The organism is Vibrio crassostreae, assembly GCF_041439375.1.
GTDB classification, from domain to species: domain Bacteria; phylum Pseudomonadota; class Gammaproteobacteria; order Enterobacterales; family Vibrionaceae; genus Vibrio; species Vibrio crassostreae_D.
Genome location: NZ_JBGONY010000026.1, coordinates 15207 through 31460, shown reverse-complemented (window position 1 = coordinate 31460; position 16254 = coordinate 15207). Strand labels below are relative to the sequence as shown.

Below are 16254 nucleotides of genomic sequence, written 5' to 3'. Positions count from 1 at the left end.
ACAAAATAAAAAAGGCGTTAGCAAACTCAGGTCTGCTAACGCCTTTCTATGTTTATCGTAGTCCTTTTACCAAACAACTACAGACTCAAACATCAAAGACTAGTATTTGATGGCTGTTTTACCAATCGAGGCACTGCTTTCAATACGTTGGTGTGCATCTTTAATTGTATCCACACTAAAGCCATCTAGGGTCGTGGTTAGCGTCGATTTAATTCGACCAGCATCAATCAGATTCGCAGCTTGGAATAAGATGTCTTGCTGCTTCTGGATATCGTCGGTGTTAAACAGTGAACGCGTGAACATCAGCTCCCAAATAAAGCCCGCTGATTTGCCTTGCAGCGCTGATAAGTCAATGCCACCGTCAAATTCAACAATCGAACTAATCATGCCTTGTGGTGCGATCAACTCAACCATCGCATCCCAGTGCCCTTTTGTATCAGCAACATTGAAGATGTAGTCGACATGTTGAATGCCCTGCTCTCGCACTGACTCGACAAGGTTACGGTGGTTCACCGCATAATCCGCTCCCATATCCCTTACCCATTGTTCCGTTTCAGGTCTTGAAGCTGTTGCGATAACTTTTAGGTTGGTCAGCTGCTTAGCCAGTTGAATAGTGATCGAACCTACACCGCCCGCTCCACCAATGATCAGAATAGACTTTTTATCTTCTGGACGAACACGTAGGCGGTCAAACAATGCTTCCCATGCAGTCAGTGTTGCTAGTGGCATCACTGCTGCAGCTTCATCTGAAAGGCTCTTAGGCGCTTTAGCGGCAATACGGTAGTCCACAGCTTGGTATTCTGCGTTAGCACCCATACGTGTTACGTCACCCGCATAGTACACACGGTCACCGACTTCGAAGCCTTCAACGTCAGCACCTTTACCAACAACTTCGCCGACTGCGTCATAGCCCAGCACTTTTGGTTGTTCGAGTGTTTTGCCTTTGGCATTACGAATACGAATTTTTGCGTCAGCAGGGTTGATAGAAGTCGCACTCACTTTTACCAACAAGTCATTCTCTTTTATTTCCGGTAGGCTCGTTTCAAATTCAAATAGGCTTTCTTGTTCTGTAATCGCTAGTGACTGAGTAAATCCGATTGCTTTCATTGTTAATGGTAATGACATGATACTTCTCCTTAAATTCGACAATTGAAGCTTAGAGACTTTTCTCTTTAGATAAACAGCCTAATATTTGAATTATTATCAAATAACTTTTGATAATAAGATGTATATGCGCTGACAAAATACTAAGATTAGTAATTAGAAAATGCCTAATTTATCGGTAACAAAACAACCGATTCAAGGTTCAGAACAGGGAAACGAAATGCTTCTTGAAGACCTACAAGTGATTTTAAAGGTAGCGGAGTTTCGCAGTATCACCGCTGCAGCCACCAACCTTGATATGCGTACTGCCACCGCGAGCGCTGCCGTCAAACGTGTTGAAGCCGCACTGGGCGCTGAGCTGTTTGTAAGAACCACTCGCCATTTAAGGCTCTCTTCAGCAGGTGAGCGTTATTTGCCTGAATGCGAACAAGCCTTGAAATTGTTAGAGCAAGCGAAGCTCAACATGCGCGAGGAACTCGGTATTGTTGACGGTGAAATTCGTATAGCGCTTTCATCGGATCTAGGGCGCAACCTAGTTACACCTTGGCTTGATGAGTTCTTACTTGAATATCCAAAGGCGACGCTTCGTACTAGCATCAGCGATAGCAATATCGATTTCTACCGAGATTCCGTCGATATGGCGCTGCGCTACGGATCCCCGACCGATGCCAACATGTATGGTTTTAAGATATGCGACGTGCCGAGGGTATTGTGTGCGGCTCCTGAATACTTGGCTGAAATGGGAACACCAAAACACCCGAGAGACTTAGCTCAGTACAATGGTTTGCTTTACCAACTCCATGACATGTTGCAAGACGAGTGGGTGTTTAACGATGGTACCCAAGATCATAAAGTGAAACTAAAAGGAAATCGCGCTTCGAACGACGCAGACCTTGTAAGACGTTGGTGTATCGCAGGAAAAGGAGTGGCAATAAAATCTTGTCTAGACATGTCACCTCATCTGCTTTCAGGTGAAGTTATTAAAATTATGCCTGAATTTAAGCCGACACCTACCGAGTTGTGGTTAGTGTGTCCAAGTCGCCAATCCATTACCCCGACGGTGCGTCTATTAAGAGATTTATTCAGAGAGAAAACCTCAGAGATCCTTTCACAACTCAATGAGCAAGGCATTATAGAAAACAAAGCATCATAAAGCCTAATGCAGCTTAGAGATAAGAAATAGAGATACAAAAAAGGCGCTAGTGAACTTTTAAGCCACTAACGCCTTTAATCATTTGAACATCACACCATATTGATGGGTATATCGTCTAATACGAGTGCTTAGTTTGACTCGTCTTCAACATCGCAGTCAGCACAGCACTGAAGCGCAATTTCATGTTCGAAGGTGATTGTGTCTTTACCTTCTTCTAGTAGTTCTGCGATTTCATCAGCGACTTCTTTTTCATCATCCGCTTCGATGCCGCTTGCTAACTCTTCTTCTGAATAACCAAAAAAGTTAAGCAGTAAGTACTCGCGAGCTTCATCTTTAGTACAAACCACGTTTGCTGAAAGATCTGGAGTAACCTCACCTTGTGCGAGTGTCGCCGTCACTTGTGCGATTGCATCATCTTTCATCGCAGGCGTTAACCAACCAAGATCTGTACTTACCGTCGTTTTTTTACAGTCGAAGCAAGGCAGTTGGTGAAAGTAGTATTGAAAGGTAGTCATAGGTAAATTCTTCTTTAAATGTTGTATAGCGAGATTATGCGCGTTTTGTAGCAAATTACTATCTCAATCACAACCTAAGGTTGGTTCGATCTGAATATTTGTACCAAGTACAGAACACCATGATGACGACTGATAAATTTAAGGCTTCGCTCATTTGAGGGATCATCTCATTACGGTGAAGTTTGCGAAGCCTCGCTTGCTCCACGCGACTTAGCTTTGTAATTGTGTAACCAGCAACAAAACAACCCGATGCACAGCCCCCAAAATGCACTGCCGATTCCCAGTAAATTGGTACCAGAAGCAGTGAATAAGAAAGTAAGCAGTGCGGGTTCTCGGTGGTGACTGTCTGCCATTGATACCGCAAGACAATTCATCAAGGTGGGCATCACCGCTAAGCCAGCAACCGCAATGACAATCTCGGAAGGCACTGCGCTAAACAGCGATACAAATGACATCCCCATCACTCCAGCTAACAGATAAAATACGCCCATCGAGATCCCCGCCATATAACGTGTATTTGGATTACTATCCGCATTCGGGCCCATGCAAATAGCTCCCGTAATCGCTGCAAGGTTATACGCAAAGCCACCAAACGGCGCGAAAATCAAACCTGTCACCCCGGTGGTGGTAATGATCTTCGATGAATCGACTTGGTATCCATTCGCTTTTAGAACCGCAAATCCCGGTAAGTTCTGTGAAGCCATCGTCACTATAAACAGTGGGATACCGACACTGAACAACGAAAAGAACTCAAAATCGGGCGTAATGAACACCGGGGTCGTTAATCCCATAGTCACCTGACTGACATCGAGTTTGCCAAAACCCACACACATAACCAGTGCGATAATGAAAATGCTTGGGATCAGTAAATTTCCTAACCGCGCTTTCGCCAGAATAAATACAGCGAGCATGACCGCTACGACTTGTGCCTCTTCCATTAGCGACGTGAACAAACCCAAACCGAATTGCAATAGAATCCCCGCGAGCATCGCAGAGGCAATCGATGTTGGGATCTGTTTTAGGACTTTCTCAAATATCCCCGCCAATCCAACTAACGTGATCAACATCGAACTGAACAAAAACACGGCCACAGCCTGATTCATTGTCAGCCCTTCAAGAGATGTGATTAACAACGCCGCTCCAGGCGTCGACCACGCTGTAACCACAGGCTTCTTGTAATGAAACGAAAGCAGTATTGTGGTTACGCCCATGCCAATTCCCAACGCCCAAAACCATGACGCCACTTGCTCTTCAGTTGCTCCAGCACTCATTGCCGCTTGGAAAATAATCGCCGCGGCGCTCGCATAACCAATGAAAACAGCGATAAAGCCGGTACTGACGTGAGAAAATTTTAGCTTAGTCATGTTAATCTCTTCCTGCGTGCGTTATAACGTCCATAGACCAAACCTAGCACTGTGCGCTATAACGCACAACTTATTTGTAAAAACTTGTAGAGAAAATATGCAAACAGAAATTAAAGTTGGCGTTAACTTGAAACGCCTTCGCCAAGAAAAAGGCTGGAGCTTAGACAAAACAGCGAAAGAAACTGGCGTGAGCAAAGCAATGCTAGGACAAATTGAACGTGGAGAATCCAGCCCGACAGTCGCTAAGCTTTGGCAGATAGCTTCTGGGTTCGAGGTGTCACTTTCGAATTTTATCGCGGCTAGCCCAAACAGTGAACTGACGAGTTTATTCAGAGATGCAAACGAACTAAGACATGAGGAATACAACATTGGCTTTTTCGTCAGTTTGTTGTTTCCTTTTGAGGAAGCACTAGGGTTTGAAATCTTCGAACTCACCCTAGCACCCGATTACCAGCATGAATCCGCACCACATAACACAGGCGTCACCGAGCACATCTTATGCATATCGGGAGAGCTAGCCGTGATGTTTGATGGAGAGTGGCATACGCTACACGCAGGACAAGCCGTTCGCTTCAATGCTAACCAGAACCATGGCTACAAAAATATCGGTGGAGACAATGCGGTGTTCCATAATGTAATTCACTACCCTAATAACAAGCAATAGTGCCAGATTTACCGCTAACGGATGTTTAGCGCTAACGAAAGAGCTGTCAAACCACTGACCAGTATTACTTTTGAACGACTATACGTTGACGACCATGCTGCCATCTTCGGCTTGATAACGAGCCCATAGTTGAGAGAGGTTTTCTTTATTGAGCTGTATCTCTTTTTCTTTTAGAAAAGCTTCGTTGTGCAGCTTCGAATACGAGCGCTCAGCAAGGTCACAGCTAAATGTAACGATGGTTTTCCCTTCCCCCATTCTAGCCGCAGCGTATAGCGCCCCAGCTACGTTCAATGACGAACTGCTTCCTAGAAGAATACCGTCATGCTCCGCAACAAGGCGAGATATTGTAACTAAATCCTGATCGGGCAGAGTGATTGCACGATTGATTTTTGCCTGCCTGAAATTTTCAACCGTCCGCATGATCCCTATGCCTTCCGTGAACGAGCTTCCCGTTGATTGATAGTGTCCATTACGGAGAAATGAATAAATGCCGGACCCATTTGGGTCAACTAACCAAGTTTCGAGATTGGGTTGCTGCTCAGATAGATAGTGTGAATTTCCAGCAATGGTTCCCCCCGTCCCCACCACTGAAACTAGAGCATCAATATTACCTTGTGTTTGCTGCCAGATCTCCGGTCCCGTATTTAAATAGTGCGCTCGATAATTACTGAGATTTTCGAACTGATCTGCCCACCAATAATTCTCATTTTCAACGCCAATCCGCTTGGCCATGTGGTAAAAGTGTTCAGGGTTTGCAAACGGACAAGGGTCGACCAATAACAGTTCAGCGTTATAAAGCGAGATCATACGCTCTTTCTCTTGTGCCTGCCCTTTTGGCATCACCACCAACATTTTGTAACCGAGAGATTTAGCCACTAGAGCAAGGCCGATCCCCGTATTTCCTGCGGTACCTTCAACGATTGTCATCCCAGGCTTAAGCTTGCCAGCTTCTACAGCATCCTTAACAAGCTGAAGAGCTGCTCTATCTTTAATCGAACCACCCGGGTTCTGGTGTTCGCACTTAAGAAGAATCTCACAACCTGATATCTCTGAAAGACTGTTGATTCTAACAAGATCGGTATCGCCAATCAGTTCGCTGAGATTGTTTGCAATATGGGCAGATGACATCGCGACTCCGTTTATTTGTTGAGGATAGGTTTGTTCTTCGATTGGTTTGTCGATGATCATAAGCGTAGCTCTGAGACCTGCTTAGTCAAGAAGTGCCGGAATTGAAAACACTTTCATTTTCCAAATAACAATTATAATTAGGGGTGATCGATTAGATTGAGGGTAAATAAGATGTTTCTAAAAGAGAAAAAGAGCGGTGACCTCGTAGATGTTACTGAAATGACCAAATTAACCAACTTATTCCAGGACAGTATCGAAGGTCGGTTTCAAGCTGGTGAAGAGCAGCAAGACCCTGAGATTTTTAAAAAGTCCGAACTGATGTTTATGTCAGGTGAAGAGTTACCTAGATGCTGGACAGATCCAAACTACCGCTCAGGGACTAAATAACCTAAGCGATTCCGGAGCACCAGAAACTCTGTTCTAAAGGTGTTTGACAAGCGCCTTGTAGGCTATAGCCCCTGCTAAAACATTCAGACGCACCTTAACTAGACACCAAAAAGCGAGCCACTTGGGCTCGCTTTGAACTATCTGATTTTAGCTTCAATTACAGAAGTTCTACCGACTGTTGAGCAATAACGAACTCTTCGTTGGTTGGGATAACCATTGCTACTGCGTCTAACATTTCAGACTTACCGATGATGCCTTCTGCACCAAAGCGAGCCGATTCGTTACCCGCTACATCTTCAACGAAACCAAGAATCTTAAGGTTGTTTAGGATTTCACGACGAATTGGTAGAGAGTTCTCACCGATACCACCAGTGAAGATGATGCCGTCTAAAGAATCTAACGTTGCAAGGTAAGAAGCAATGTACTTTGATACGCGGTAAGTAAACACCTCAAATGCAAGCTTAGCGCCTTCATGGCCCTCTTCCATTGCCTCTAAAATGCCACGAGCATCGCTCGTAAGGCCAGACACGCCAAGGAAACCAGACTCCTTGTTTAGAGAGTTGAAGACTTGCTCTTGTGACCAACCTTTCTTGAGTAGATACTCGATGATGCCTGGATCCAAGTCACCACAACGTGTGCCCATCATAAGGCCAGAAAGTGGAGTGAAACCCATAGAAGTATCAACACTGTTACCGTCTTTGATTGCACATACAGACGCGCCGTTACCTAGATGAACAGAGATGAAGCTCGCCTCTTCGACTGGCTTGTTTACCATCTTCGCAGCTTCACGGCTAACGAAGTAGTGGCTCGTACCGTGGAAACCGTAGCGACGTACGCCGAAGTCTGTATATAGCTCTTTTGCGATTGCACCAGTGAATGCACGTTGTGGCATCGTTTGGTGGAAAGCCGTATCAAATACAGCAAATTGAGGTAGAGAAGGGAAAGCTTCAATCGCAGCACGGATGCCAATGGCACCGGCAGGGTTATGAAGTGGAGCTAGGTCAGATAGGCTTTCAATTTCGTTCGTTACTTCTTCAGTAATACGAACGGTTTGAGTGAACTTCTCACCGCCGTGAACGATACGGTGACCGATAGCAACGATATCAGCAGTGAAGCCTAGATCTTCCATCAGACCAACTAGTTTGCCAATGGCAATTTTGTGGTGGTTATCCTCACCTTGAATGGCAATTTCAGTTTTCTCGCCTTGATATTTCCAGCTCATGCGAGCATCTTCAAGACCAAAACATTCCCCTAGGCCACTCAATACTGCTTCACCAGAAACAGAATCAATGACAGCAAATTTTAGGGATGAACTACCCGAGTTAATAACCAGAACAAACGAATTAGACATTGGATATGGATCCTGTTTCAGTACGAATTGGATGAAGTATTTACTTCAATTTTAGTTAAGTCCATTATTCAATAATTTTTGAATCTTTCAACTTTTGTTTTGGAGAAATCACTAAATGAACACAATTAAGTTGATCTTAGTCATCAAACCATTTATTTTGAGAGCGAAATTAAAAAATAGTTGAATAAGAAAGTTAGCGAACAAATAACGCAAACGAGTGCTCACGTTATTTTTAACTTGATTGAGTTAATTAGAGCGACTCGAATAAATGTAGGTAATACGCCTAGAAAACAACCACCCCTTCCCTTTCGCCTTCTTAGCATTACCGACAACTTCTTACTCGAAATCTCAATTTCTCAGTGTTTACATCAAAAAGATCACAGGTGTGTTGAGAATAATGAAAGACAGAGCCGATCTTCTTTTGATTGCCTTCGAGCACAACGGTTCGAATATGCGCATGTAACGTCGCTTAGATAGCCTTCACTCTTTGTTTTAGCATCTTGTAGCACATTCTTTTGGTAAAGGCTTAGAACGCGATACAGCTAATTTATTGGCACTCAGATAAGTTATAGGCGTAAAGCTTAGTTGAAGTAAGCTGACTACGTATATCGAGCCAACAAAGGCTTAAGTTCAAATAGCAGGCACAAAAAAGCCGAGCATTACGCTCGGCTTTGAAATTCAGTGTCTAGACTAAAGAGTCTAAGCGACAGGTTGATTAACCTTCGTTGCGCTCTGGACGACGACCACGGTTACCACCGCCATTGCCGTTACCATGACCACGTTCGCCACGGAAGTTACCACGGTGATCGCCACCACGGTTACGGTCGAAACGACGTTCGCCATCACGTCCGCCAGCAGAGTTACCATCGCGAGCACCATCACGGTTGCCACGGTATCCACCACGACCGCCTTCACGGTTACCACCTTCGCGGTTACCATCACGGTTACCACGGTAGCCGCCACCATCACGACCGCCACGACCGCCGCCACGGTTGCCATCACGACCGCCGCCGCCACGACGAGGCTCACGGAAGTCGTTGAAATCAACAACAACAGCGCCAGCTTCTTTTTGACGAATACGTAGTTTGCTCAGCTTACCAGCAGTTTCAGAGTTCATTGCTTTTGGCAGTTGAACGTAAGTAGAACCTTGGTCTAGCTTGATTGCACCGATAGAACCTTTAGTTAGGCCAAGTTCGTTTGCTAGTGCGCCAACGATGTCTTTAACCTGAACGCCTTGCTCACGGCCAACTTGTAGTTGGTAAGTATCCCAATCTTGAGTATTGAAGTTGCGACCACCACCGTCACGGCCGTTGTCACGATCTTCACGACGCTCTTTGCGACGGTTCTTATCACGCTCAATAGCAGCGATCATTGGGTCTTCGCCAACGTAGAATAGTGGGCTCTTACCTTGCTGACGCTTAAGAAGCATTGCAGCTAGAGTAGCAGCATCAACTTCTAGAGACTCTTGAAGAGTAGAGATAAGACCTGCAAAGTTTTCTAGTGCTTTGCTTTCTTTCTCAGTTTCAAGTTCAGCGCCAAGCTTAGCAACACGTGCAGCAGCAACTTGGTCACGTAGAGGAAGTTGAATTTCTTCCATTTGAGACTTAGTTACGCGCTCGATTGTGCGAAGCATGCGAATTTGGTTAGTGCGAACTAGTAGGATCGCTTTACCTTTACGTCCAGCACGGCCAGTACGACCAATACGGTGGATGTAAGATTCAACATCGAATGGGATGTCGTAGTTGAATACGTGAGTGATACGTGGAACATCAAGACCACGAGCTACAACGTCAGTTGCAACTAGGATGTCGATAACACCTTGTTTGATGTGATCAACAGTACGCTCACGTAGAGACTGAGGAATATCACCGTGCAGTGCAGCAGCTTTGAAGCCACGTGCAGATAGCCAATCAGCTAGACGCTCAGTGTCTTGACGAGTACGTACGAATACGATTGACGCGTCAGTTTCTTCAGTTTCTAGAAGACGAGACATTGCTTCGTCTTTTTCTACGCCTTTAACAACCCAGAAGTTCTGCGCTACTTTATCAACTGTGTGGTTAGTACCAGCAACGTCAACTTTAGCCGGGTTACGTAGGTAACGGTCAACAATAGTCTTAACCATTGGAGGCATAGTTGCAGAGAAAAGTACACGTTGTGCAGATTCTGGAGCTTGCTCTAGGATCCAAGTAACGTCATCTACGAAGCCCATTTTCAGCATTTCATCTGCTTCATCAAGAACAAATGTGTGTGCTTCATCTAGGTGTAGACGGTCACGAGTTAGTAAGTCTTTAACACGACCTGGAGTACCAACAACAATGTGAGCACCGCGGCTTAGAGCACGCATTTGGTCAACAATTGAAGCACCACCGTAGATTTCAATAACTTTAAGACCTTTGATATCACGGCCAAGGTTTTTGATTTCCGCAGCAACTTGAATCGCTAGCTCACGAGTAGGAGCCATGATGATTGCTTGTGGTTTGTGTTGGTTCAGGTTGATTTTGTTAAGTAAAGGCAGAGAGAATGCTGCTGTTTTACCAGTACCAGTCTGTGCTTTACCTAGTGCGTCACGGCCTTCAAGAAGAAGAGGAATAGCTGCTGCTTGGATTGGAGTCGGAGAAACGAAACCCATGCTATCAAGAGCTGAAAGAATGTTATCGTTTAGGGCTAATTCATTAAATTGAATTACAGATTCGGACATTGGGATCCCACTATATATAAGTAAACAAAAGGTCCCGGGAGCTCTATCAATTCCAATACTGATCCAATCAGATACTGATTCCATTCAGAGTTACGAAGCAGTAATAAAACACTTCAAGCCATTAGGGACGTCTAAGGGAGGCGGATTATTCCCTAAATGCATAAAAAAATCCAGAAAAAATTGAAATACATCACATATTTTTCGCTTTTACATCAATACTGGTTATCATATCGTCAAAACTTGATGAATATCTCGTCACAGCACCCATCTCCTAGCAAATTGACCTAGTAAAATAAGAGGGCAATTAATTAACGCTCACTTCGCCTTTAAGTAGTAATCAAGCCTCGCAATGATTATAGTGTGCTCAATTGTCCTCGATAGATAAAAGTCAAAATGTTTCAAGATAATCCTCTACTCGCTCAGCTCAAGCAGCAAATCCAAGAAACCCTCCCTAAAAAGGAAGGTACCATCAAAGCCACTGAAAAAGGTTTTGGTTTTCTCGAAGTTGATAGCAAAACAAGCTTCTTTATCCCGCCTCCGTACATGAAGAAATGTGTGCACGGTGACAAGGTGATTGCCATCATTCGCACCGAGAAAGAGCGCGAAGTAGCAGAGCCTGAGGAATTGGTTGAACAAGGTCTTACTCGCTTTATTGCGCGAGTTAAGCTTTTCAAAGGCCGATTGAACGTTGTTCCTGATCACCCGCAACTGAAAAAACTGCAACTTAAAGCGAAAGCAAAGAAGGGCCTAAACCCTGAAACGCTTAAAGAAGGTGACTGGGTTGTTGCTCATATCGTTCAACACCCATTAAAAGGTGACAATGGCTTCTTGGCTCAGATCTCTGAGAAAATCACAGACGCTGACGACAAGATTGCACCTTGGTGGGTAACGCTGGCACAAAACGACCTCCCAAACAGCGAACCTGAAGGCATCGACAACTGGCTAATCAACGATGACGCCGATCTTGAACGTGTAGACATGACGCACGTCCCTTTTGTGACTATCGATGGCGAAAGCACAAAAGATATGGATGATGCGCTTTACGCGAAGAAGAAAGAGAACGGTGATTTTGAACTGACTATAGCGATTGCCGACCCTACGGCTTACATCTCTCCTGATGATGCGATGGATAAAGTGGCTCGTGAGCGTGGTTTCACGATTTACCTCCCGGGTCGTAACATCCCAATGTTGCCTCGCGACCTTGCAGACAACTTGTGTTCACTGATCGAGAATGAAGTTCGTCCTGCACTTTGCTGCACAGTAACGGTATCTAAAGATGGCGTTATCGGTGATGACATTAACTTCTTCGCTGCGAACATCAAATCTCATGCTCGTCTTGCTTACGATAACGTATCAGACTGGCTAGAAACAGGTGCATCAGAGAAATGGCAACCATCAGAAGAGATTGCTGCGATTGTTTCTGACCTTCACCAATTCGCTCAAGCACGTTCAGCATGGCGCTCAGCAAACGCTGTTGTATTCCCAGATCGCCCTGACTACCGCTTTGAACTTAGCGAAGATAACGATGTTGTCGCTATCCACGCTGACATGCGTCGTAGCGCAAACAAACTGGTTGAAGAATCAATGATCAGCGCGAACATCTGTGCGGGCCGAGTACTCAAAGAAAGCTTCAACCAAGGTGTGTTTAACTGCCACTCTGGTTTCAAGGCTGAGAAAGTATCTGACGTTCTTGAACTGGTAAACCCGCAAGCGGAAACACCGTTCACTGAAGAGCAAATCGTTTCTCTAGAAGGTTTTGCCACTCTGCGCCGTTGGTTAGGTTCTTTAGATAACAGCTACTACGACAATCGTATCCGTAAATTCCAAGCGTATAGCGAGATCAGCAATGAGCCAGCACCACACTACGCGATGGGTTTAGATATTTACGCAACTTGGACTTCTCCAATTCGTAAATACGGCGACATGATTAACCACCGTATGCTAAAAGCGCACATCCTAGGTAAAGCGCCAATTCAAACACCAGATGAAACCATTGGTGATGAACTTGCCCTACACCGCCGTCACCACGGTATGGCTGAGCGTAATGTTGGCGATTGGTTGTATGCTCGTACTCTAGCGAATGCTCCAGCGGAAGAAACTCGCTTCCAAGCAGAGATCTTCGATATTAACCGTGCAGGTATGCGTGTACGTTTACTTGAAAATGGTGCTGCTGCATTTATCCCTGGTTCTTTCATTCTTGATAATAAAGAAAGAATAGAGTGCAACGGAGATATGGGTACTGTATCTATCGATAAAGAAATGGTATACAAACTGGGAGACGTTTTAGAAGTAGTTCTCTCCGAAGTTAATCAGGAAAACCGCAACTTAGTAGCAAAACCTACTCAAGTATTTGCGGACTTGCCTAGCGAGCCTGAAACGACAAACGAAACTGAAGCTTAAAACCTTTAAAGGTTAGGCTTGTAAGGTTAGAGCTTTCAAGGTTAAAAGCTTCAAAGGTTCACTTCTAAAGGCGCTAATTATTAGCGCCTTTTTTGTAAATGTCTCATGCTTAAACAATACTTAAAAAAACAATCAATAAGCAATCAATTTACAACGTCAAAGAAGCGCACTATGTCATCAATTACAGTTACTCAATTCCGAAACTTCATTCCCAGGAGACGAGAACGTTATCCTGCCTCTAAAAACGGTATCTTCATGGTATCGAAGGGCAGCATTTCTTTCGTGCTACCCAATGGCACTGAAGCCTCGTTACAAGCGAGCGATTTCACACTTTACAATTCTGGTCAGATTAAAGACATCACAGTTAACACTGAAAATGGCGAATTTAGCGCAACCTGCTTAGATTTCGATTTGGCTATTTTTCAGAAGTTTATCAACCAATTCAGCGATCTAGAATCCACAAGAATTCCAGACAAGTACATAAAGTTCAATCAAACCGACACCGAGATCTGCCAGTTGAAAGAGCTCATCATGTCACTTGTTAGTTCTTCGCCTCAGAATGACTACGCACTCACTCAACTTGGCTTAGGATTGTTGTCGCTAATGGTAGAACAGCATCCAGCTTTATTAGTCATTATTGCTCGAGCTTCTAGATTAACCGTGACACAAAAGGTCATTCATTACATCGAACAAAACATCGAAAATAATATCTCTTTAGATACACTAGCCAGTTATATGGGAATGTCACCCGCAACGCTTAAACGCCGCTTATCTGCTGAAGACTTGTCGTTCTCAAACCTTCTGAAAATAAAGCGTATTGCTCATGCGGCTACACAGCTAAGAACCTCGAGCAAGTCGATCACTCAAATAGCCTATGAATCCGGTTTTAAAAGTGCTGCTCACTTTAGTACTGCCTTCAAAACTTATCATGGTAAGACACCAAAAGACTTCCGATCGCTAGTGGCACAAGCACAACTGCAGAGCGTAAAGCCGCAAGTTTAAAGAAACAAAGCGATAGATTGATGTGGACGTCTTAGTTGGGAACTGGTGTAAACCAAGTGGCTTCAATATTAAGCCACTTGGGTGTGGGATGAGATGATTTGGCTTTGGGATTCAGTGGTTGAGTTTTGATACTCATTGATTCAGCTTTGCGAGCAGGCCACCAGCAAACGTGAAAACAGAGTGACTATGACCAGAAGTACGATTTAGGGTCTTTTTCTATTTCCGCCAAAATAGCATCAAGATCCTTCGATTTAGGAAGGTACGGATACGGCCCCCAATTCACAGAGTCGGTTTCGACATCCCCTTCAAGCGGCACCATCACTAACCAACAAGACAGCGACTCATCAAAAGTCACGCAGACGATCTCGTTTGTATAATCACTGTGAGATGAGTCGAGTAGATAATGCGCCTGAGAAAACAGCACACCACCCTCACACTCTTCATATAGGGATTTGCCTAGCTCGACAGGTAAACTTCGATTTCGAGATGTACAGAGCCTCTCGGCCCCAATTAAAAGACGATTCAGCTCGATATGAATGACGGACATAACACCCCTTGTAACTTCATAGAAACTTCTAAGTAGTGAATTCCTCTACTTAGCTTAGGACTCAACAAACATTTTAGCGAACAAGCGTAATCAAAATACCTGCCCTGCTCCCAGAAACGAATCTTGCTTTCGGAAACCCAGAAAGCAACGACTCATCAAGCGAACAGCTATACATCGAGAGTATGGAATTTCACAAAAGTGTCATATAACCGACCTATCATATGCGACAAATGTTATTAACTAGGAGTTGTTTATGTTACGAGTCGCGCTTGCCTCTCTTTTATCCTTAGCCCTGTCTTCTCATGCTGCTTTAGCACAAGAAACCACTATTTCGGGCTCCACTTCAGTATCACGAGTGATGGATGTGTTAGCTGAGGAGTACAACAAGACTCACCCTGATAACTATATTGCGGTTCAGGGCATTGGTTCTACAGCAGGTATTACCATGGTTAATAAAGGTGTCTCTGACATCGGTATGAGCTCGCGTTATTTAACCGACCGCGAACAAGACGAGAAGTTGAAGGTCTTTCCAATTGCCTTTGACGGCCTAGCTGTAGTAACTAACCGCTCAAACGCTGTAAGCAACGTTACACGTGAGCAGCTGTTCGATATCTACAAAGGCAAAATCACGAACTGGAAAGCTGTGGGTGGCGCAGATCAGCCTATCGCAGTTGTCACTCGCGAAGCGTCTTCTGGCTCACGCTATAGCTTCGAAAGCTTGCTTGGTTTAACGAAGATCATTAATGACCGTCTAGTGTCTGACATCAACCCAAATAACTTGGTTGTAAACAGCAACAGCATGGTTAAAACGATTGTTAACCATAACCCACACGCGATTGGTTTTATCTCTGTTGGTTCAATCGACCGTTCGATTAAAGCAATTACATTTGAAGGCGTAGAGCCAACATCTAAGAACATTGCTAACCACAGCTATGAATTGGCTCGCCCATTCTTGTTGCTGCATAAGACAGACTCAGTTTCTGACGAGAGCAAAGACTTCATCAAGTTCGTGAAGTCAAAGCAAGGGCAAGACCTTATCGAAGAGTACGGCTACACTCGCATTAAATAAGTGAGTGAGTTTTATCTTATGAAAAAAAAGAGAGAGCATTAAGCTCTCTCTTTTTTTTTGGAATCTATATGGTTCGTTTAGAAGTGAAGTTGAATCACTGAAACGATCACAGCGCCAGGACGACGAATACCTTCGATTTCGACGCGAATTTCACGTTCAATCTCTAGGCCTTTCTTAATTGGCGTTACTTTTGTTAGCGTACTTTTAGCACGAACATTACTGCCCGATTTAACAGGGTATGGGAAACGTACTTGGTTAAGACCAATGTTTACGACCATCTTCGCTGTTGGGAATTGAGACTTGTCAGGGTCAACACTGTCAGTCAATCGAGGAAGCAGAGATAAAGTTAAAAAACCATGTGCGATGGTTGTTTTGAACGGAGAGTCTGTTTCCGCTTTTTCAGGCTCAGTGTGAATCCACTGCATATCTTCAGTAACAAGGCCGAACTGGTTAATACGGTCTTGACTTACATTGATCCAGTCGCCAGTATGGATGACTTCACCGATCTGTTGATTAAGCTCATCAAACACAAGTTGTGCTTCTGGCTTAAGTACGATCGGCTGTTCCACCGGCATCTCTGGTGCATCTTCATTGACAGCAGGTTTGTGGTGATCACGAACCCACGCAAAGAAATGGCTATTTTGCGTACGATTAAGAAAGTCGCCCCAGTAATCTCTAAGAGCTGGAGACATCCATTGCATAAACTCTGAGTGTTGCGAAGACATGCTATCGCCTCGGTGTTTAAATAAATCAATGACTTTCATAAGAACCTCAATGCACAGAAAATTTCAATATAACTTCGTAATTTTGAAACACTTCACACTATTGTGCAAATGTTTTCGAGCATACAACCGTTAGCTGAACCTTGTTAA

At 44.3% G+C, this 16254-nt stretch carries 14 protein-coding genes; 6 read left to right on the top strand and 8 right to left on the bottom strand.

The genetic code is table 11. The features are described from left to right. Positions 1-99 precede the first annotated feature (99 nt). Entirely contained in the window at positions 100-1125 is a 1026-nt protein-coding gene (locus ACED45_RS12605; RefSeq protein ID WP_108019451.1) for a zinc-binding alcohol dehydrogenase family protein, read from the bottom strand. A 199-nt stretch (positions 1126-1324) separates the two neighbouring features. Here ACED45_RS12605 and ACED45_RS12600 point away from each other — a divergent pair, with 199 nt between their 5' ends. Next, positions 1325-2257: a LysR family transcriptional regulator gene (locus ACED45_RS12600; protein WP_371714183.1), complete on the top strand. Its 933-nt coding sequence runs from the start codon at positions 1325-1327 to the stop codon at positions 2255-2257. 128 nt (positions 2258-2385) lie between these two features. Here the strand turns inward: ACED45_RS12600 and ACED45_RS12595 are convergent, their stop codons facing one another. Next, positions 2386-2772, bottom strand: a complete 387-nt coding sequence (locus ACED45_RS12595) for a hypothetical protein (protein WP_371714164.1) — start codon at positions 2770-2772, stop codon at positions 2386-2388. A 170-nt stretch (positions 2773-2942) separates the two neighbouring features. After that, a complete protein-coding gene (locus tag ACED45_RS12590; RefSeq protein ID WP_371714163.1) occupies positions 2943-4136 on the bottom strand; it encodes a benzoate/H(+) symporter BenE family transporter in 1194 nt (397 codons plus the stop codon). Between the two features lie 97 nt (positions 4137-4233). On the opposite strand from ACED45_RS12590, the gene ACED45_RS12585 reads away from it, so the two are divergent. Beyond that, positions 4234-4800 carry a helix-turn-helix domain-containing protein gene (locus ACED45_RS12585; RefSeq protein WP_371714162.1) on the top strand — a complete coding sequence of 189 codons (567 nt, stop codon included), beginning with the start codon at positions 4234-4236 and terminating at the stop codon, positions 4798-4800. Positions 4801-4878: 78 nt separating this feature from the next. On the opposite strand, the gene ACED45_RS12580 is transcribed toward ACED45_RS12585, so the two are convergent. Then, a complete protein-coding gene (locus ACED45_RS12580) occupies positions 4879-5928 on the bottom strand; it encodes a cysteine synthase A (RefSeq protein ID WP_371714182.1) in 1050 nt (349 codons plus the stop codon). A 171-nt stretch (positions 5929-6099) separates the two neighbouring features. On the opposite strand from ACED45_RS12580, the gene ACED45_RS12575 reads away from it, so the two are divergent. Next, the gene (locus tag ACED45_RS12575; protein WP_050648117.1) at positions 6100-6315 is read left to right on the top strand and encodes a hypothetical protein; all 216 of its coding nucleotides are present in this window, start codon (positions 6100-6102) and stop codon (positions 6313-6315) included. Between the two features lie 157 nt (positions 6316-6472). Here the strand turns inward: ACED45_RS12575 and ACED45_RS12570 are convergent, their stop codons facing one another. Both ACED45_RS12570 and ACED45_RS12565 read right to left on the bottom strand, forming a co-directional pair. Further along, positions 6473-7666 carry an acetate/propionate family kinase gene (locus ACED45_RS12570; RefSeq protein ID WP_048661156.1) on the bottom strand — a complete coding sequence of 398 codons (1194 nt, stop codon included), beginning with the start codon at positions 7664-7666 and terminating at the stop codon, positions 6473-6475. A 715-nt stretch (positions 7667-8381) separates the two neighbouring features. After that, complete coding sequence (locus ACED45_RS12565; protein WP_371714161.1) at positions 8382-10448, bottom strand: DEAD/DEAH box helicase; 2067 nt, start codon at positions 10446-10448, stop codon at positions 8382-8384. 309 nt (positions 10449-10757) lie between these two features. Between ACED45_RS12565 and rnb the strand changes: the two genes are divergently transcribed. Together rnb and ACED45_RS12555 are read left to right on the top strand one after the other, a co-directional pair. After that, complete coding sequence (gene rnb, locus ACED45_RS12560) at positions 10758-12764, top strand: exoribonuclease II (RefSeq protein WP_371714160.1); 2007 nt, start codon at positions 10758-10760, stop codon at positions 12762-12764. A gap of 171 nt (positions 12765-12935) precedes the next feature. Next, a complete protein-coding gene (locus ACED45_RS12555; protein ID WP_371714159.1) occupies positions 12936-13766 on the top strand; it encodes a helix-turn-helix domain-containing protein in 831 nt (276 codons plus the stop codon). Between the two features lie 184 nt (positions 13767-13950). Here the strand turns inward: ACED45_RS12555 and ACED45_RS12550 are convergent, their stop codons facing one another. Then, positions 13951-14313: a DUF3024 domain-containing protein gene (locus tag ACED45_RS12550; protein WP_017059495.1), complete on the bottom strand. Its 363-nt coding sequence runs from the start codon at positions 14311-14313 to the stop codon at positions 13951-13953. Positions 14314-14566: 253 nt separating this feature from the next. Between ACED45_RS12550 and ACED45_RS12545 the strand changes: the two genes are divergently transcribed. After that, complete coding sequence (locus tag ACED45_RS12545) at positions 14567-15382, top strand: phosphate ABC transporter substrate-binding protein (protein ID WP_017064361.1); 816 nt, start codon at positions 14567-14569, stop codon at positions 15380-15382. 77 nt (positions 15383-15459) lie between these two features. Here ACED45_RS12545 and ACED45_RS12540 read toward each other — a convergent pair whose 3' ends face one another. Continuing rightward, positions 15460-16146, bottom strand: coding sequence for a MaoC family dehydratase (locus tag ACED45_RS12540; RefSeq protein ID WP_017059493.1), 687 nt, complete (start codon positions 16144-16146; stop codon positions 15460-15462). Positions 16147-16254: the final 108 nt, after the last annotated feature.